A 17,305-nucleotide genomic window follows, 5' to 3' on the forward strand; every position below is an offset into this window, starting at 1 on the left:
CATCGCCGATATTGCTTGTCGTGACGCCGACCGCGCGGATCTCCAGTGTTTCCTCATCCATACCGAGATGAAGCTTGCGCCACAGGCGTTTCTTTGATCCGCCATGTTTGCGCGCGTTCCATTCTCCTTCGCCCTCGGCCTTGATCCCGGTGGCATCGATCAGCAGGTGGAGCGGTCCCGATCCGCCCCGGTACGGGATGGCGACGTTCAGTGTCTTCTGACGGCGGCACAGGGTGCTGAAGTCCGGGACTTTCCAGTCCAGTCCCGCCAGACGGAGGAGGCTTTCGACGAACCCAGTGGTTTGCCGGAGGGGCATGCCGAACAACACCTTCATCGTCAGGCAAATCTGGATCGCTGCATCGCTGAACTCGGGCTGACGCCCCCGCTTGCCTGTCGGCAGCGCATGCCACGACATCTCAGGATCAAACCAAATTGATAGCGAACCGCGCTGCTTCAGCGCCGTGTTGTACGAAGGCCAGTTCCTGGTCTTGTACCTCGTAGGGGACCAACTGCTCATGCACCGTTGCTACCCCACTGGATTCAAACAGTGAATCCATCTCACCATTTGTGCAACAAAGCCGGTACATGGCGCAAATCATGCTTAAAGAGCGCAAGCGACTGGGTCTTGAGGCCTATGACCTTCACGCTCTGCGCTATCGCGGCGTTATGGAATTGGCATGGGCTGGCTGTGATGATGATGAAATCGCCAGCTATTCCGGGCATGCCACCAAAGAGATGATCGCCAAGTATGCCGGGGAAGCCCGTCAGATCATGCGAGCGCGTCAAGCATCGGAGAAACGACTGTGAACAGAACAGGACCAGAACGCGAATCTGATACCCTCGGTGATACCAACAAGGGGCCGCATTATGCTAAGTCATTGAAAATATTGGAGGCGAGTACCGGAATCGAACCGGTGTACACGGATTTGCAATCCGCTGCGTCACCACTCCGCCAACTCGCCTACTGCCTTGGAAACAAGGTCTTTCGTGGTGTGAGGCAGCAGGTATCGTGATTCACGGGTCAGCACAAGTCAAAACATGCGGCTTTGCGGTCCAAACAGGCACGGATGGCTTGGATTTTTGTCAGGGCTTCGGCGCCTCGTCATGTGCCCGTTTCAGCGCGGCCGCAATGAGCGACGGAACCGCGGGCAGGGCACCCAAAACGGGGAGGGTGTCGCCGGAAAAGGACGCCTCCTCAAGGGCTTCTGGAATGTCATCGCGGACATGTTCGCCGGCCTGGGCAAAGAAAGGCAGGCAGAGGGCAGGTCGCGATGGGGTGAGGGCGGCGAACTGGCGGGCTGTGTCCGCGATCCTTGGATCTTCCTCGACATAGCCGGTGGCAAGGTCACTGCCGGGCAGCTTGGCCCGCATGGTTTCGGCGAAGGCCTCGGCTGCCTCTGCGGCTTTGGGGCCGCGGGCAGAGCCATGTGCGGCCAGAAGGATGCGGGTCTGCGCCAACGACCAGCCCCGATCGGCGCAGGCCTGGCGCAATGCGTCGCAGGCCAGCTGCGGCAGATCAGGGTCGAGACCGAAAGGGGGTAGCAGTTTTGCGTCGATCCCCGTCAGGCGGCGGGGCAGGACCTGTGCAGTGAACCAACCGTTTGCCATGAAAAAGGGATAGACCAGCGCGCCGTCCGGCGTGACCTGCTCAAGAAGGCCGGGTGTCGACAAGGTCGCAGAGCGCACGTCCCAACCCGGCAGCTGCTGCGCAACTTGAGAGGCAAGTTGAGCCAGCGCCGCTTCCTGCGGGGCCGGTTCGGAGGGTTGGCCGTGGGAGGTGATCACCGCGATGGGACGGGTCGGTGTTTGGGACATGGAGCGGGTCTTTCTCATGGGGGCCGTCCCTCGGACAGCTGCGTTTGGTCCATACCGGGTGAAAGATAATTGGCGCTGCCGGTTTTCAAGGGGCAGGCACATATTTGGGGATCTGTATTGGGTCAGCGCATCGCCCTTGCGCTGGTTTGGCCGTCAGGGAATGGCGCGGGGGGATTGGGCGACAAGAAACCTGCGCAGATGTTCCGGGTTCAAGGGCTTTGCCAGAAGCGGGACGTTGAGCTGTCTGGCGACTGCCTGCGTCTGTGGTCCGCGACCCGCCGAAATTAGGCACAGTGGCAAGGGGGCATGTTTGTCTTGCAGCGCAGCCATTGCCCGCGCGGTCGCAGGGCACTCCGTTGGGGGGATGTCGGCGACCATCACATCAGGTGGCAAGCCGATTTCGTCAATCAGGCTCTGGGCTTCTGCCGGATTGGCGCAGGCCAGCACGTCCATTCCCCATTGCTCCATCGTCAGGCTGAGCGCCTCGCGAAGATCGGTATCTGCCTCGACCAGCAGCACGATCAGCTTGGACAGGGGCTCGCCGCTGCGCTCGGCGTGTCTTGGGGGTGGGGAAGGCTGCGGGTTGCCTGCGCGCGGCAAATCAACAGCAAAAACGGTCCCTCGGCCAAGACGGGAGCGCAGGCTGAGAGGATGGCCGAGCAGCGCACAGGCGCGGTCGACAATGGCAAGGCCAAGGCCCATCCCGTCGGCGGCGCTGGCCGTGGCGTTCAGGCGCTGGAACTCACCGAAAATTCGGGTCTGATCGGCCTCTGCGATGCCGGACCCGGTATCCCATATTTCCAACCGCAGGCCATTGCGGGTGGCGCGGGCGCCTACAAGGACGCCGCCGGTTTGGGTGTGGCGCAGGGCATTTGAAAGCAGGTTCTGCAGGATCCGGCGCAGGTAGGTGATATCGCTCAACACGGCATGATCGGTGGGTCTGAGGCGAAGGCGCAGTCCCTTTGACTCTGCCATGGGGCGCATTTCCTCCATGAGCTGTTGCAGCAAGTGATTGAGATCGACAGGAGCCAGATGGACCTGTGCGCGCCCGGAATCCAGGCGCGAGATATCAAGCAACGCTTCAAGGAGTGTTTCCACGCTGTCCAGCGCATTGGCTGCCTTTTGCAATGTGTCGCGCGGCGCTCCGGTTGGCAGTTCGCCATCCAAGGCCGACACGAACAGCTTGGCCGCAGACAAAGGCTGCAGCAGGTCATGGGATGCGGCCGCGACAAATCGGGACTTCGACGCATTGGCGCGTTCGGCTTCTGCCAGAGCATCCTCAAGCTCAAGCGTGCGTTCCAGGACCCGCTGTTCCAGCGTTTCTTTTGCCTCGCTCATGGCGCGCGCGGACTGGCGCTCTTGGGTTACGTCGGTGAAGCTGATGACAAAGCCGCCATCGGGCATGTCCTGCATAAAGACCGTCAGCACCCGGCCGGCGGGGTTCTGAATGTCAAAGGTCAATGCCGGGCGATGGCCGTCTTGCTTGGCCCAGGTTTCGACCTCATTCGCGGTGATATTCCCGGCAAAATCGAAATCCTCTCGCAGCCGGATCAAGATGGTTTCAAAACGACTGCCCAACCGGAAGCGGCCGACCGGAATGGCCAGGAGATCCCCCAACAGCCGGTTCCAGCCCAACAGCCTGCGCTGGGTGTCAAAGATGCAGACCCCCTGGTTGAGATGTTCAAGAGTTGCACGGATCAGCCGGGCCTGATCGTCAAGGAGCCTTTCGCGCTCCTGATGTTGAAGCCGCATGATATCCGTTACATCGGTTTGCAGGATCACCGTCCCACCATCAGGCGTGCGGTGTTCGCTGATCTGCATCCACAGATCGCCGTGCAGACGGACGTTGAACATGACACTGCGGTCCTGATGGCGGGTCATCCGGCGCAGGGCCCAATCTGCCGCGGTCGTTCCCGGCGGCAGCGCCAGCGCGGGGTTCTGACTGACGAGGGTCACATAGGCATCAAACCGTAGCCCCGGCTGAAGTTGGTCGCGCAGGTCTGGCATGTGCATACCAAACCGGCTGTTGCACATCACCAGCACGTCCTGTGCGTTGAACAGCGCAAAGCCTTCCTGAACCGCTTCGATCGCGTTGGTAAGGTTTGCGCGGGCCGCTTCGGTTTCGCGGTTGGCCTCGGCCAGTTTGGCGTTCGACAGGTTCAACAGATCCAGCGTGCGTTCAAGATCGCGGGTGCGATTGCGCACTTCCTCTTCCAGAAGGGCTGCCCGTTCAAACTGGGCGTATGCCAATCCGGAACTGTCTGTGTCCTGCTCAACACGCCGCATCAGGGTCGCAGCGATCTTCAACAGCTTTTCGTTTTGCCGTTCCAGCGTGTCACGCGGATCAATCAGGCCCTGGACCATGCTTTTTCCTCCGCGGTTGTGGTGGTCAGCTCGGTCGGGGGGTAGATCGCGACACCTGTGAGGGTCTGGTTCACATGCATCGAATTTACCTGCTCACCGTAGGTGCAAAAGCCGACAGCGCGGTGGCTGGCCAAAAGCGCAGAAATCTGTGGGCTCAGCTGTTTTTGCTGTGCCTCGATCCGGCGCAAGACGCAGTCGCACGTCAAGATGATATCAGGTGTCTGCTGCCGGGTCAGATCGCTGAGCGCGGTCGAGAGATGCCCGACCATGTCCTGCGATTGAGCGAGCGTCAGAACGACGCCTTCGTCGATTGCGGAAAAGAACATCAAATCGCCATTGTCCGCGACCTTGCGGATGGCGCGGACGTGATGCTTGCCCCCGATCCTGACAACGACCGGGTGGGCTGCGAAGGTAAAGCTGGTGAGCTGTTCGGGATCCTTTCCCAACAGGCGGGCGTATTCTCGCGCGGCTGGCTCGGCGTTGATTTCATGAACCTGCCGCTGTGCCGGATTGGCGCCGGTAACGACCATGCGCTGCTGGGTCGGTCGCAGGTGATCCGTGTTGAAGACGCGAATGCCGCAGCTGCTGCGCACCTGGACGACAACGGCTGCGTTTTGTCTGGCGTTACCATCAAAGAGGACATGCGTGGACGCGAAATCCGTACCATCCCCGGCTGAACCACCAAACAGCGGAACCGGGCCTAGCCCCGGCGCGAGATCGGCTGTCAGCGTATCCTCACGCATCGACAGCCCGTCCACCATCAGCAAGGCAAATTCACCCGCCCACTCTGAATGGGTGCGGGTCATCTCCGTGCGATTTTGGATCATGGCGTCAATCATGGCCTGGGGGTCATAGGCCGACAGGTCTTCGATGCGCAGGATGCGGCTGGCAAAGTGGCTCCGGGGCAGGCCGATGGCAATGATTTCACCGTCGGTGTAGCCGGTTGCACCGATTTCCCCCGCGGTGGTGCAGCCGACGACCTGCGCAGGGCCAAATCGCTCGGTTGCAGAGGCGATCACTTGGGCAACGTCGGCCTCGGGTGAGACGAACAGGACCACCAGATCCAAATCAGCCACCGGATGCAGGGCCTGTGCAAGTTGGTCAACAGCATCTGGCGCGTGAGCGGGGGCAAAGCCCGTTCGGACGATCTGCCCCGAGGCAGCGGCAAGAGATGAAAGCGAGGGGTTGGCTGCGCGGGGCGTCCCGGAAACCGGGGCCGCCGCGGTGGCGGATCTGGTCGTCATAGGGGATCGTAGGCCGCCTAGCCGAGATCTTGCAAGACGTTTGCAAAGCTGGTTTCTTTTGCAATCAGCACAGCTTGCGTGCGGCTTTGCACGCCGAGTTTGCGCATGATCGCAGTGACATGGGCCTTGACGGTTGTTTCGGCAATCGACAGGTCGAATGCGATCTGTTTGTTCAGTTTGCCAGCACAGATCAACTGCAGGATCCGGGCCTGCTGGTTGGTCAGTGTCGCCAGCCTGTCCGCTGCATCGTTGGCCTCGCTGTCGTGGGGCAGGAGATCATAGCCCGGCGGCACAAAGGCAATCCCCCGGCGCATGGCGTCAAAGGCGTTATTGTAGACGTCCCTCTGGCTATGTTTCGGAACAAATCCAGCGGCGCCTGCGTGGATGGCCGTGCTGATGACGCGATTATCGGCCATTGAGGAGACCACCAGAATGGGCGCATCGGTGGCGTTGCGCAGCCGGACCAGCCCGTCCAGGCCCTGCACATCTGGCAGATGCAGATCAAGGACGATCACGTCGGGCACCGGGCCCAAGGCCAGGAAATCCATCGCGTCCTCAAGGGATGCGGCCGTGGCGATGCTGCCGATCCCGATTGTCGCGCGCAGCGTCATGGCTAGCGCATCGCAAAACAGCGGGTGGTCTTCTACGATCAGCGCACTGTTGAACCGCTGGGGGGAGGATCCCCCATCTAGGGCAGTATCCTGGTGGGGCTGGCTTTGGTGCTCTGGCATCTGGCGTTCCAACGGTGTCACGGGTGGCTGGGCTGGCGTGCGGAGGCCACTATGGCCCAGCTGTCTACAGGGTTTCAATTGCAGGCTGCATCGGGAAAACGGTAGCGAGGTTATTCGCTGGTACCAATAGGCGGAAAGTCCTAGTCTGCTGGCTGGTGCTCTGACACTTAGAACCAACGTCGCATATGCCGCAGCGGGACAGACAGGCTATTGAAGGCAGGTCAGCCGCAGCAGGAGGAGGATCTGCACATGAAACTTGCCGATACACGCACAATTGCCGCGCCACGTGCCGAGGTTTGGCAGGGGCTATTGGATGCAGATACGCTGATGAAGGCCGTGCCCGGCTGCCAGGAGATGGCCGGCAACGCAGAAGACGGCTTTAGCGCAGTGGTCGTGCAAAAGGTTGGACCGGTCAAGGCAAGCTTCAAAGGCACGGTGACACTGTCGGATCTAGATGCGCCCAACAGCCTGACCCTGCGCGGAGAGGGGAAGGGCGGCGCTGCAGGCTTTGCCAAGGGCGACGCCCATGTGACCCTCGCAGACACTGAGGATGGCCAGACTTTGCTGACTTACGAAGTCGAGGCAAAAGTCGGCGGTAAACTGGCCCAGCTCGGCAGCCGGATCATTGATGGTTTTGCCAAGAAGATGGCCGATCAGTTCTTTGAACGCTTTCAGGCTGAGATCGAAGGGGACGGCGCAGAGGATACAGCGGCAGCCGAAGACCAGCCAGAGACCGGCGAAGAGAGCGAAGAGACCCCGCGCAAAGGTTGGATCGGGCGGGTGCTCGGCAGCTGATGGACAGGAAAGGCGGTTGCGCAGGCAGGAAAAGTCGCAATTTGCACGCACAGCCGCTTGACGCCCGGAAACTCCCGATTTATAGACCAAATTCCCTGAGCGGGTATGGTGAAATGGTATCATAAGAGCCTTCCAAGCTTAAGGTGCGGGTTCGATTCCCGCTACCCGCTCCAGGATTTCCCCAGATCATTTTGACACTCCGAAGCGACCTTCGTCCTGTATTTTGCTGGCCCTCGTACGGCTGCGGCGGTTTGCCGGGGCCTCTGTGCTTGACGCCGTGCGCGCGCCCGGTCATGAACCTTGTCGATGTGCAGCGCATTGATTGCCTGCAATATGAAGACCGAAGGAGCAGACATGGCGCGCAATAGAGCGGTCCCGAATGCGGATGAAGAGCGTGAAAAGTCGCGCAAGATTGGTGTTCTTTCCGCGTTGTGGCCTTTTATGCGCCCGTATCGGCTGCTGATGGCTTCAGCGACGCTTGCCCTAGTTCTGACCGCGGGTCTGTCGCTGACGTTGCCGCTGGCTGTACGCCGGGTGGTGGATAACTTCCGGGTTTCAGATGCGGCGCTGCTCAACCAGTATTTTGCCGCGGCCCTTGTGATTGCTGCGCTGCTCGCTGCTGGAACCGGCCTGCGTTATGCTTTGGTGACACGACTGGGAGAGCGCGTGGTCGCTGACATCCGCAAGGCGGTGTTTGACCGTGTGATCGGCATGAGCCCTGCATTTTTCGAGCGTATCATGACCGGCGAAGTCCTGAGCCGGATCACCACGGACACGACCCTGATCCAATCGGTGCTTGGCTCTTCGGTTTCGATCGCCCTGCGTAATTTGCTGATTTTTGCGGGTGGCTTGGTTCTGATGCTGCTCACGTCGGCCAAGCTGACGGGCATGGTCTTGTTGATCGTGCCAGCGGTTGTGGTCCCTATCCTGTTTCTTGGCCGCCGCTTGCGCGCAATCAGCAAGGAAAATCAGGACTGGATTGCAGCCTCCTCCGGCAACGCAGGCGAGGCGCTTGGCGCGGTGCAGACCGTCCAGGCCTATACCCACGAAGCGGCAAGCCGAGGCGAGTTTGCACGCATGACCGAGACAGCGTTTGATGTGTCCATGAACCGGATCCGCACACGCGCGTATCTGACAGTCATCGTGATCTTTCTGGTGTTCTCCGGCGTTGTTGGCGTTCTGTGGATGGGGGCCAATGACGTGCGCGCGGGCGCGATGAGCGAAGGCACCTTGGTGCAGTTCGTGATCTATGCCGTACTGGTCGCGGGATCTGTTGCAGCGCTGTCGGAAATCTGGAGCGAACTGCAGCGCGCCGCGGGCGCGACCGAGCGTCTGGTAGAGCTGCTGACGGCTACGGATCGCGTGCAGGATCCAGCCAATCCCCAGCAGCTGCCCGACGCGGTGCGCGGGGAAATTCGATTTGATGATGTTTCTTTCCGCTATCCGTCCCGGCCTGAGATCCCGGCGCTCTCTGATGTGTCACTGACCGTCAAGCCAGGGGAAACTGTTGCGTTTGTTGGTCCATCCGGGGCTGGCAAAACAACCATCATTCAGATGATCCAACGCTTTTACGACCCGACCCAGGGTGCGGTTCGGCTGGATGGATTTGCGTTGCAGGACCTGCAGCGTGATGAATTCCGCCGCCATATCGCGCTTGTGCCGCAGGATCCGGTTATTTTTGCGGCGTCTGCGCGCGATAATATCCGTTTTGGTCGTCCTGATGCCTCTGACGCAGAGGTCGAGGCTGCGGCCCGTGCGGCTGCGGCCCATGATTTCATCTCTGCTCTGCCACAGGGCTATGACAGCAATGTCGGAGAGCGGGGCGTGATGCTGTCTGGCGGGCAAAAACAGCGGATCGCCATTGCTCGTGCCATCCTGCGCGACGCGCCCGTTCTGCTCTTGGATGAGGCAACATCTGCCTTGGATGCAGAGAGCGAACGTCTCGTGCAGGCGGCAGTGGATGAACTGAGCCAGGGGCGCACCACGTTGATTGTTGCACACCGTCTGGCAACCGTGAAAAAGGCAGACCGGATTGTCGTCATGGAAGAGGGGCGCATTGTTGCCACCGGGACCCATGACGAACTGGTGGCGCAAGGGGGGCTCTATGCTCGTTTGGCCCGTCTGCAGTTCACCGACGGTGTGGCTGCGGAATAGGCGAAACGCCCCGTAGTTAGGCCTGAAAGAGACTTTCAAGGTTGAAATACGTCAAGTGTCGCTGCGTCAAAGCGCAGGCTTCCTTGACGTGACCCGCTCGGCACGCTTGCGCGGCGCGCCGTTTCTAATCATTTTGTCTTAACTGAATTCCCCTGAAACGGGGGCATAGGGGAGGAAACACATGGGATTTGCCACGCTTGCTGATTGCTTGGCACTGGAAAATGAAATGCCGTTCACAGAGCGCAATATGCCAACAACCCTCTATGGGCTGTTGTCACGAACGGCTGGGAAATTTCCGGACAACAAGGCTGTCAGCTATCAGATCCTCTCTGGCCCCAAGTCCAAGGCAAAGACGCTCACCTGGAGCAAGTTGAAGGATAAGGTCACGCAAGCCGCCAACCTGTTCCGCTCGCTCGGTGTGGGAGAGAAGGACGTCGTGGCCTATGTGCTGCCCAACTGCAACGAAACCGTCGTGACCCTTCTTGGCGGCGCGGTTGCGGGGATTGCCAATCCGATCAACCCGCTGCTGGAGCCCGAACAGATCGCCTCTATCCTGCGGGAAACAGGCGCCAAGGTGGTTGTGACACTCAAGCCGTTTCCAAAGACCGACGTGGCGCAAAAAGTGGCGGAGGCCGTCCGACATGCGCCCAAGGTGAACACGGTGCTTGAGGTGGACCTGAACCCCTATCTGACCCCACCCAAATCGTGGATCGTGCCGCTGATCCGGCCGAAGCTGGAAAACAAGGACAAGCTCGCGCACGCGGACTACAAGAACTTCAACAAAGAGCTGCGCAAACAGCCAACAGAGCTGGCGTTTGCCGACAGCGAAGCCGATCGGGTGGCCTGCTACTTCCACACAGGTGGCACCACCGGGATGCCAAAAGTCGCGCAGCACACCTATTCAGGGATGCACTACAACGGCTGGCTCGGCAGCAAACTGCTGTTCAGCGAGAACGACAACATCATGTGTCCGCTGCCGCTGTTCCATGTGTTTGCCTGCCACGTGATCCTCATGGCGGCTGTCGCGTCCGGTGCCCATGTCGTCTTTCCAACGCCGCAGGGCTATCGGGGCGAAGGTGTTTTTGACAACTTCTGGAAACTGATCGAGCGGTGGAAGATCACTTTTATCATCACCGTTCCCACGGCCATTTCCGCAAAAATGCAACGGCCAGTGGATGCGGATATCTCGACCGTGAAAACCGCCTTCTCGGGGTCTGCGCCGCTGCCGCTGGAACTGTTCCGTCGCTTTGAAACGGCAACAGGGGTCAAGATCGTCGAGGGCTACGGTCTGACCGAGGCCACCTGCCTTGTCTCCTGCAACCCGGTCGATGGCGAAAAGAAAGTCGGCTCTATCGGGATCCCGCTGCCTTATACCAACGTCAAGATCGTCAAGGGGACCGATGGTGGTTCTGTGGAATGTGGCACGGACGAGGTCGGAGAAATCTGCATTTCGAACCCCGGTGTCTACGCAGGCAATACCTATACCGAGGCGGCAAAGAACGAAGGGCTTTTCTATCAGGGAACGCACCTGCGCACCGGGGATCTGGGACGTCTGGATGGCGATGGCTATCTTTGGATCACCGGGCGTGCGAAGGATCTGATCATTCGGGGTGGCCACAATATCGACCCAGCCGAAATTGAAGAGGCGCTTTTGGGGCATGAAGCTGTGGCCTTTGCCGGTGCAATCGGGCAGCCTGATGCCCACGCGGGCGAGATCCCCTGTGCCTTTGTCGAGCTGGTCGACGGCGCGACTGCAAGCGCCGAGGAATTGCTGGAATATTGCAAGATCCACGTTCACGAACGTGCGGCGATCCCAAAGCACGTGACTGTCATGGATGAGCTGCCGAAGACTGCCGTGGGAAAGGTCTTCAAACCGGATCTTCGCAAGCATGCGATCACCCGTATCTACAACGAGGCGCTCTTGAAGGCGGGTCTGCCAGCCCGCGTGGAGCAGGTGGTGGATGACAAGAGCCGCGGTCTGATTGCCCAAGTGGAAGACAACGGCGCAACAGCGAAGGACATTGGCGATGTTCTGGGCGTGTTTACGCGCCCGTGGGAGCCCATGCCGAAAGACTGACGGCTAGCGTCACCATAGCCACCAGGAAAGCGCCCCACCGGGGGGCTTTTTTGCTGGAAGGGCATGGCCATTGGCGCATTCGCTGATAGGCTCGGCTGGATTGGAACCAGCAGACGGGGCAGGGCGATGAACTACGAACGGCTGATTGACGAAGAGACCTGGGCCTTTATCCGCAAGACGGGTGAATGTTATCCCGACGACGCCGTTGATCTGTCGATTGAAGAACAGCGCAAGGTCTATGACGCCATGGCCGCAGAGTTCCGTGCGGCCCGCCCAGACGCCGTGACTTGCGAGGACCGGACCGTTGAGGGCGTGCCGATCCGCATCTACACGGCGGGTGAACCCGGTTATACCGTCATGTTCTGCCATGGGGGCGGTTTCGTCGTCGGCGGGTTGGAGAGCCATGATGACGTTTGTGCAGAAATCTGTGCCCAGACTGGTTACCGGGTTGTTGCGGTGGACTACCGGCTGGCTCCTGAACACAAACACCCAGCCGCCTTTGAAGATGCCTGGACAGTTTGTGAGTGGCTGCAGCACAGCTATGAGGGGGATATCGTTCTTGTGGGTGACAGCGCCGGCGCCAATCTCTGCGCTGCTGTTGCCCATTACGCTCGGGGTCGGACCAGCCGGATTGTCGGCCAGGTGTTGATCTACGGTGCCTTTGGCGGTGACATCAATGCAGGCTCCTACCTGGAGCACGCCCATGCGCCCATGCTCACGCGCGATGACATCCTGTTCTACGGCGATATCCGCAGGCCAGAGGGTCAAGGCACGGATCCTGATCCGACGATGGCGCCGCTGTCTGATACGGATTTCTCTGGCCTGCCTGCGACGGTGCTGGTGTCCGCGGACTGCGACCCGGTGCGCGATGATTCCCGTGATTACCGGGACAAGATCCTGGAGGCGGGAGGCAAGACTCATTGGATCAATGAGCCGGGTCTGGTGCATGGCTATTTGCGGGCACGCCACAGCGTCGGCCGGGCACGTGACAGTTTCGAAAGGATCTCGGTTGCGGTGGAGGCGTTGGGGCAGGGCGTCTGGCCCTACGACTGAGGCACGACTGGCGGTCTTAGCCTGCAAACTGCGCGCAGGCCTCCGGATCAGCATCGTGATCATACCAACCGCCCGTCTTTAGCTGCCAGTCAGGGGAATGGACCGTGACGTAGGACCAGTTCCCAACGGAGTCATGGGCATAGCGGATGATGTCGTCGGCCTGGATGTAGCCGATCCGCGCGCTGTTGGCGCCGCGCGCAGAGTAAAGCGGAACTGGATTGCCAAGCCAGCCAAGACATGCGCTTTCCAAATCGTCAGCAATAGGCAGATCAATAAGCAACTGTCGCAGATGGCCATCTTCCAGGGACAGGCTGCGTCGGCTGGTGTCTACCTTGCAGGCGAACTGAGCTTCGCGGGCGCGCAGCTCTTGCACCAGACGAGTGTTGGCGGCGTCCAGGACCACGGATTTTCCCAGGCAATCGCCATTGTCAAACAGGCTTTGGCCCAAAGCGCTGCCAAAGCAATATCCGGCTCGGTCCATGATCAAGTTGCGGGTGAACCAGAGGTCCTCGCAGGTTTCACCGGCAAAAGCGCCGATGGGCAGGGTCACTGTGGTCAGAAAAAAAGAAATCAAAAGTGATTTGGTCATGGCAGGCTCCCAAGGTGCTGAAATTGCACGAGACGGAGCCTGCCACGGTTTCTTACTTGAGGAAAGGCTCGCCTTTCATCGTGTCGGCAATGGGCGCGCCAAGGCGGGACAGGATCGTCGGGGCGAGGCGGCGTTGATCGATGACTTCCTCTGCGTCTGGTCCCTCGGCATTGCCAAAGTAATAAAGCGCGGTCTCCTGCTGGAGCGGGTCGCGCCCGCCGTGATGGCCGCGTTCGTCCTGGCCGTGGTCGGCAGTCACGATGACCTCATATCCCATCTCGCGCCAGCGGGTGATGAAAGGCGCGAGCATTTCGTCCATCACAAAACAGGCGTGATCCATTTCCTGGCAGTCATGGAAATAACGGTGGCCCATGCTGTCGAGCGTACAGGTGTGCAGCATCCCGTAGTCCAGCCCAAAGCGCTGGCAGAGGTTGGTGAGGGTTGCAAAGAGATCAACGTCGGATGGCGTCATCTGGTTGTCGAGGTTGTAGCCCGACATGGTGTGAAACCGGCCGTGATTGATGGTCGTGCTTTCCGGTTCATCGTATTCAATGTCGCGCACCGGATCGAACGGGTGACGATTGAAGAATGAGGACCAATAGCTGTGCGCAACAGCGCCTGTTGTTCCGCCTGCTTCGCGGACCTGGCCAAAGACGTCCTTTTCCTTCAGGCGGAACACATTGGCGTTGCCGGTGCATCCGTGGACCGCAGGTGCGACCCCGGTGTGGATCGAGGCATAACAGCTGGCAGAGGTGGACGGCAGCACCGCGCGCAGTTTCCAGACCCGCGCATCGCCGCTCTCTACCCAGCCTTCGAGGTTTCCAAAGAGACGACGAAAATTGCGCCAGGGTACGCCGTCCAGAATGATCAGAAGAAGCTTGTTGTTCATGACCCGAATCCTGTGTTTGCGGGTGAGTTTGTTCCCATCATCGTGGCAGCGACATGCGGTGCTGGTCCAAAAGCGACGGGGAGGGGATATGTGTCAGCCATCGTGTTATGGCTGCGGTTCAGTTGGACAAAAGCCCGCGCTGGTTGGCGCGGGCTTTTGCTGTGTTTGAGGTGGTCTGCCGTCAGTTGCCAGCGCTTTCCATTTTGCGGTTGGCGATCACCTCTTCCAGCCAGCCAAGCCGCATTTCCGGCACCGAGCTGAGCAGGAGGTCGGTGTAGTCGTCAAACGGCGGGCTCAGAACCTCTGTCTTGCCGCCATAGCGCTGAACCTTGCCCTGATACATCACCGCGATGTTGTCAGAGATGGCCCGCACGGTGGCGAGGTCATGGGTGATGAACAGATAGGCCACGTTCTCGATTTTCTGCAGCTCCAGCAGCAGCTTGAGAATGCCGTCTGCAACCAAGGGGTCCAGAGCGGATGTGACCTCGTCACAGATGATCATCTTGGGCTTTGCCGCCAGGGCCCGCGCAATACAAACGCGCTGTTTTTGCCCGCCCGACAGCTCGGCCGGGTAGCGGTCGATAAAGCTCTCGCCAAGTTCGATCTCGTCCAGAAGCTCAATGATACGCTTGCGCTTTTCCGCACCCCGCATGCCAAAGTAGAACTCGAGCGGACGGCCGATGATGGTGCCGACGGTCTGGCGCGGGTTCATCGCGACATCCGCCATTTGGTAGATCATCTGCAGTTCACGCAGGTCTTCGCGGCTGCGTCCGGCCAGATCCGGCGAGAGGGTGCGCCCCGCAAACTCGATCTCGCCTTCACGCGGAGGCAGCAGACCGGTGATGACCCGTGCAAGCGTGGACTTGCCCGACCCGGATTCCCCCACAACAGCAAGGGTCTGGCCGGGATGCAGGTCAACATTCACGTTGTGCAGAACATCAAACTTCGTCCCTTTGTAGCGCGCGGTGATATTGCGCACGCTCAGGACCGGCTCTGGGGTCGGGGCCTTTTCGTCGTGTTCGATCGACCGCACCGAGACCAGCGCCTGGGTGTATTCCTCTTGCGGGTTGTTGATGATCTGGTCGACAGGTCCGTATTCCACGGTATTTCCGTGGCGCAGTACCATGATGTCATCGCTTACCTGTGCCACAACCGCGAGGTCATGGGTGATGTATAGCGCGGCGACACCGGTGTCCCGGATGGCTTCCTTGATCGCCATCAGAACCTCAATCTGCGTGGTCACGTCCAGCGCGGTTGTCGGTTCGTCAAACACCACCAGATCCGGCTCAGGGCACAGGGCAAGCGCCGTCATGCAACGCTGCAGCTGACCGCCTGACACCTGGTGAGGATAGCGATCACCAATGTTGTCCGGATCCGGCAAGCCCAGCTTGGCAAAGAGGGTCCGCGCGCGGGCCTCTGCCTCCTTCTTGGAGAATTTGCCCTGCTCGACGGCGGCCTCGATCACCTGTTCCATGATCTTCTTGGCTGGGTTGAAGGACGCGGCGGCGGATTGGGACACATAAGTGACCTCACCTCCGCGCAGACGGCGTACGTCGCGCAGTTTTGACTTCAGAACGTCGCGGCCGTTGATCCAGACTTCACCACCGGTGATTTTGACCCCACCCCGGCCATAGGCCATAGAGGCCAGACCGATGGTGGATTTACCGGCACCGGATTCCCCGATCAGACCCAGAACCTTGCCCGGCTGCAGATCGAAGCTGACGCCGTGCACGATTTCGATGTCATGGGGTTTTTCACCCGGCGGATAGACGGTTGCGCCAATCTTGAGATTGCGCACTTTCACGAGGGGTTCGCTCATCCGCGACCTCCTTTCAGCGAAGTTGTGCGGTTCAGGACCCAGTCGGCAACCAGGTTGACCGAGATCGCAAGGGTGGCAATGGCAAAGGCAGGCAGAAGCGCTGCGGGGATCCCGTAGACGATGCCGTCCTTGTTTTCCTTCACGATGCCGCCCCAGTCAGCCTCAGGCGGTTGAACGCCAAGACCAAGGAACGAGAGAGTGGAGACAAACAGAACCATGAAGATGAAGCGCAGGCCCATTTCCGCCACCAGCGGAGACAGGGCGTTTGGCAGGATCTCGCGGAAGATGATCCACTTCATCTTTTCCCCTCGCAGGCGGGCGGCCTCGACGTAGTCCATGACCTCGATATCAACCGCAACGGCACGTGCCAGACGGTAGACGCGGGTAGAATCCAGCAGACCCATGACAACGATCAGGACAGGAACCGTGACCGGCATGACCGACAGGACGACCAGCGCGAAGATCAGGGTCGGGATCGACATGATCAGATCGACAAAGCGCGACAGAACCTGGTCAACCCAGCCACCGGCAACGGCAGCAAAGAAGCCAAGGACGGAGCCGGTCACGAAAGACAGGACCGTTGCAGCCGTGGCGATAAAGATGGTGGTGCGGCCACCATAGATCATCCGGCTCAACAGGTCGCGGCCAATGTTGTCGGTGCCAAGGAGATGCTCAGCCGAGCGGGGCTCCCAGACGTCGCCGACAATTTCGGCCATCCCGTAGGGGGCCAGCAGGGGGGCAAAGATTGCCATCAGAAAGTAGAGGGCCGTGAAAAACAGCCCGATCATGGCAGAGATAGGGATATTCTTCATTTCGGATGCCTCAGACGCGGGTTGGACAGGATCGCCACGATATCGGCAATCATGTTCAGAAGGATGTAGACAGCGGCAAAGATCAGACCGCAGGCCTGCACCACCGGAACATCGCGCTTGGCAACATGGTCAACCAGATATTGGCCCATACCGGGGTAGACGAACACCACTTCGATCACGACCACGCCCACAACCAGATAGGCAAGGTTCAGCATGACCACGTTGACGATCGGCGCGATGGCGTTGGGAAACGCATGGCGGGCAATCACGTGGAAGGTGCTCAGGCCCTTCAGCTCGGCGGTTTCGATGTAGGCGGACTGCATCACATTGAGGATCGCGGCCCGTGTCATGCGCATCATGTGTGCCAGAACAACCAGCGTCAGCACCGCAACAGGCAGAGCAATCGCGTTGAGCTTGTCCAGCAAACTCATGGAATCGTTGATCATTGCGACAGAGCTGAACCAGCCCATCTGCACAGCAACGAAATAGATCAGCAGATAGCCGATCAGGAATTCAGGGATGGAGATCGATGCCAGGGTAACGGCCGAGATCAGCTTGTCCGGCCAGCGGTCGCGGTAACGTACCGCCAGAAGACCGAGGAAAATCGCCAGTGGGACCGAAATCACCGCGGCCCAGAAGGCCAGGAACAGTGTGTTGCCCAAACGTTTGCCGATGCTTTCGGCGATATCCTGACCATTGGTCAGCGCCGTACCAAGGTCGCCCTGCAGGGCGCCAAACAGCCAGTCAAAGTACCGCACCAGCGCCGGGCGGTTCAGACCGAGCTCTTCCCGCAGGTTTGCGAGGGCTTCAGGGGTGGCAGATTGGCCGAGAATGGATTGGGCAACATCGCCCGGCAGCATCAAGGTGCCCAGAAAAATGAGCGCCGACGCGGCAAGAAGGAGCAGGAGTCCCAGCGCGAGGCGCTGGGACACGAGTTTTACAACGGGGTGCATGGATGAACCT

General features: G+C 59.9%; 14 protein-coding genes, 2 tRNA genes and 1 pseudogene. 6 read left to right on the forward strand and 11 right to left on the reverse strand.

Features of this window, described 5'->3' with window-relative positions; translation table 11 throughout:
• Positions 1-517: pseudogene (locus tag NIT7645_RS14940) on the reverse strand (IS5-like element ISRusp2 family transposase); the annotation flags it as partial.
• A gap of 80 nt (positions 518-597) precedes the next feature.
• Between NIT7645_RS14940 and NIT7645_RS14945 the strand changes: the two are divergent.
• Positions 598-807 (forward strand): hypothetical protein, encoded by a 210-nt coding sequence (locus NIT7645_RS14945; RefSeq protein ID WP_242656113.1) that lies wholly within the window; start codon positions 598-600, stop codon positions 805-807.
• An 81-nt stretch (positions 808-888) separates the two neighbouring features.
• On the opposite strand, the gene NIT7645_RS14950 is transcribed toward NIT7645_RS14945, so the two are convergent.
• The 5 genes from NIT7645_RS14950 to NIT7645_RS14970 form a co-directional block, all read right to left on the reverse strand.
• Positions 889-962, reverse strand: a tRNA-Cys gene (locus NIT7645_RS14950).
• A 121-nt stretch (positions 963-1,083) separates the two neighbouring features.
• On the reverse strand, positions 1,084-1,833 hold the full coding sequence (locus NIT7645_RS14955) for a sirohydrochlorin chelatase (RefSeq protein WP_008560187.1): 750 nt from the start codon (positions 1,831-1,833) through the stop codon (positions 1,084-1,086).
• Between the two features lie 135 nt (positions 1,834-1,968).
• On the reverse strand, positions 1,969-4,179 hold the full coding sequence (locus NIT7645_RS14960) for a hybrid sensor histidine kinase/response regulator (protein WP_050687454.1): 2,211 nt from the start codon (positions 4,177-4,179) through the stop codon (positions 1,969-1,971).
• Positions 4,164-5,423 carry an FIST N-terminal domain-containing protein gene (locus NIT7645_RS14965; RefSeq protein WP_008561689.1) on the reverse strand — a complete coding sequence of 420 codons (1,260 nt, stop codon included), beginning with the start codon at positions 5,421-5,423 and terminating at the stop codon, positions 4,164-4,166. Before NIT7645_RS14965 ends, NIT7645_RS14960 begins: the two co-directional genes overlap by 16 nt.
• Positions 5,424-5,440: 17 nt before the next feature.
• The gene (locus NIT7645_RS14970) at positions 5,441-6,154 is read right to left on the reverse strand and encodes a response regulator transcription factor (protein ID WP_074964270.1); all 714 of its coding nucleotides are present in this window, start codon (positions 6,152-6,154) and stop codon (positions 5,441-5,443) included.
• 249 nt (positions 6,155-6,403) lie between these two features.
• Between NIT7645_RS14970 and NIT7645_RS14975 the strand changes: the two genes are divergently transcribed.
• The 5 genes from NIT7645_RS14975 (at position 6,404) to NIT7645_RS14995 (ending at position 12,233) form a co-directional block, all read left to right on the forward strand.
• Positions 6,404-6,949: an SRPBCC family protein gene (locus NIT7645_RS14975; RefSeq protein WP_008560479.1), complete on the forward strand. Its 546-nt coding sequence runs from the start codon at positions 6,404-6,406 to the stop codon at positions 6,947-6,949.
• A 99-nt stretch (positions 6,950-7,048) separates the two neighbouring features.
• Positions 7,049-7,122, forward strand: a tRNA-Gly gene (locus NIT7645_RS14980).
• A gap of 181 nt (positions 7,123-7,303) precedes the next feature.
• The gene (locus tag NIT7645_RS14985) at positions 7,304-9,103 is read left to right on the forward strand and encodes an ABC transporter transmembrane domain-containing protein (protein ID WP_037302742.1); all 1,800 of its coding nucleotides are present in this window, start codon (positions 7,304-7,306) and stop codon (positions 9,101-9,103) included.
• A gap of 181 nt (positions 9,104-9,284) precedes the next feature.
• Positions 9,285-11,180: an acyl-CoA synthetase gene (locus NIT7645_RS14990; RefSeq protein ID WP_008560348.1), complete on the forward strand. Its 1,896-nt coding sequence runs from the start codon at positions 9,285-9,287 to the stop codon at positions 11,178-11,180.
• Between the two features lie 126 nt (positions 11,181-11,306).
• Positions 11,307-12,233 (forward strand): alpha/beta hydrolase, encoded by a 927-nt coding sequence (locus NIT7645_RS14995; protein WP_037302196.1) that lies wholly within the window; start codon positions 11,307-11,309, stop codon positions 12,231-12,233.
• A 16-nt stretch (positions 12,234-12,249) separates the two neighbouring features.
• On the opposite strand, the gene NIT7645_RS15000 is transcribed toward NIT7645_RS14995, so the two are convergent.
• The 5 genes from NIT7645_RS15000 to NIT7645_RS15020 all read right to left on the reverse strand — a co-directional run bounded on the left by NIT7645_RS15000 (position 12,250) and on the right by NIT7645_RS15020 (position 17,295).
• Complete coding sequence (locus tag NIT7645_RS15000; RefSeq protein ID WP_050687456.1) at positions 12,250-12,822, reverse strand: DUF4453 domain-containing protein; 573 nt, start codon at positions 12,820-12,822, stop codon at positions 12,250-12,252.
• 52 nt (positions 12,823-12,874) lie between these two features.
• Positions 12,875-13,711, reverse strand: a complete 837-nt coding sequence (locus tag NIT7645_RS15005; RefSeq protein ID WP_008562762.1) for an alkaline phosphatase family protein — start codon at positions 13,709-13,711, stop codon at positions 12,875-12,877.
• Positions 13,712-13,892: 181 nt separating this feature from the next.
• Complete coding sequence (locus NIT7645_RS15010; protein ID WP_008563239.1) at positions 13,893-15,530, reverse strand: ABC transporter ATP-binding protein; 1,638 nt, start codon at positions 15,528-15,530, stop codon at positions 13,893-13,895.
• A complete protein-coding gene (locus NIT7645_RS15015) occupies positions 15,527-16,342 on the reverse strand; it encodes an ABC transporter permease (protein ID WP_008561483.1) in 816 nt (271 codons plus the stop codon). The genes NIT7645_RS15010 and NIT7645_RS15015 overlap by 4 nt, the downstream gene beginning before the upstream one ends.
• Complete coding sequence (locus tag NIT7645_RS15020; RefSeq protein ID WP_008559095.1) at positions 16,339-17,295, reverse strand: ABC transporter permease; 957 nt, start codon at positions 17,293-17,295, stop codon at positions 16,339-16,341. Before NIT7645_RS15020 ends, NIT7645_RS15015 begins: the two co-directional genes overlap by 4 nt.
• Positions 17,296-17,305: the final 10 nt, after the last annotated feature.

It is taken from the genome of Phaeobacter italicus (genome assembly GCF_001258055.1).
Taxonomy (GTDB): Bacteria; Pseudomonadota; Alphaproteobacteria; order Rhodobacterales; family Rhodobacteraceae; genus Phaeobacter; species Phaeobacter italicus.

What these genes read in the sequence shown, in the direction of transcription:
- NIT7645_RS14945 (WP_242656113.1), top strand. Translation starts at nt 598, where the DNA reads ATGCTTAAAGAGCGCAAGCGACTGGGTCTTGAGGCCTATGACCTTCAC.
- NIT7645_RS14955 (WP_008560187.1), bottom strand. Translation starts at nt 1,833, where the DNA reads ATGAGAAAGACCCGCTCCATGTCCCAAACACCGACCCGTCCCATCGCG.
- NIT7645_RS14960 (WP_050687454.1), bottom strand. Translation starts at nt 4,179, where the DNA reads ATGGTCCAGGGCCTGATTGATCCGCGTGACACGCTGGAACGGCAAAAC.
- NIT7645_RS14965 (WP_008561689.1), bottom strand. Translation starts at nt 5,423, where the DNA reads ATGACGACCAGATCCGCCACCGCGGCGGCCCCGGTTTCCGGGACGCCC.
- NIT7645_RS14970 (WP_074964270.1), bottom strand. Translation starts at nt 6,154, where the DNA reads ATGCCAGAGCACCAAAGCCAGCCCCACCAGGATACTGCCCTAGATGGG.
- NIT7645_RS14975 (WP_008560479.1), top strand. Translation starts at nt 6,404, where the DNA reads ATGAAACTTGCCGATACACGCACAATTGCCGCGCCACGTGCCGAGGTT.
- NIT7645_RS14985 (WP_037302742.1), top strand. Translation starts at nt 7,304, where the DNA reads ATGGCGCGCAATAGAGCGGTCCCGAATGCGGATGAAGAGCGTGAAAAG.
- NIT7645_RS14990 (WP_008560348.1), top strand. Translation starts at nt 9,285, where the DNA reads ATGGGATTTGCCACGCTTGCTGATTGCTTGGCACTGGAAAATGAAATG.
- NIT7645_RS14995 (WP_037302196.1), top strand. Translation starts at nt 11,307, where the DNA reads ATGAACTACGAACGGCTGATTGACGAAGAGACCTGGGCCTTTATCCGC.
- NIT7645_RS15000 (WP_050687456.1), bottom strand. Translation starts at nt 12,822, where the DNA reads ATGACCAAATCACTTTTGATTTCTTTTTTTCTGACCACAGTGACCCTG.
- NIT7645_RS15005 (WP_008562762.1), bottom strand. Translation starts at nt 13,711, where the DNA reads ATGAACAACAAGCTTCTTCTGATCATTCTGGACGGCGTACCCTGGCGC.
- NIT7645_RS15010 (WP_008563239.1), bottom strand. Translation starts at nt 15,530, where the DNA reads ATGAGCGAACCCCTCGTGAAAGTGCGCAATCTCAAGATTGGCGCAACC.
- NIT7645_RS15015 (WP_008561483.1), bottom strand. Translation starts at nt 16,342, where the DNA reads ATGAAGAATATCCCTATCTCTGCCATGATCGGGCTGTTTTTCACGGCC.
- NIT7645_RS15020 (WP_008559095.1), bottom strand. Translation starts at nt 17,295, where the DNA reads ATGCACCCCGTTGTAAAACTCGTGTCCCAGCGCCTCGCGCTGGGACTC.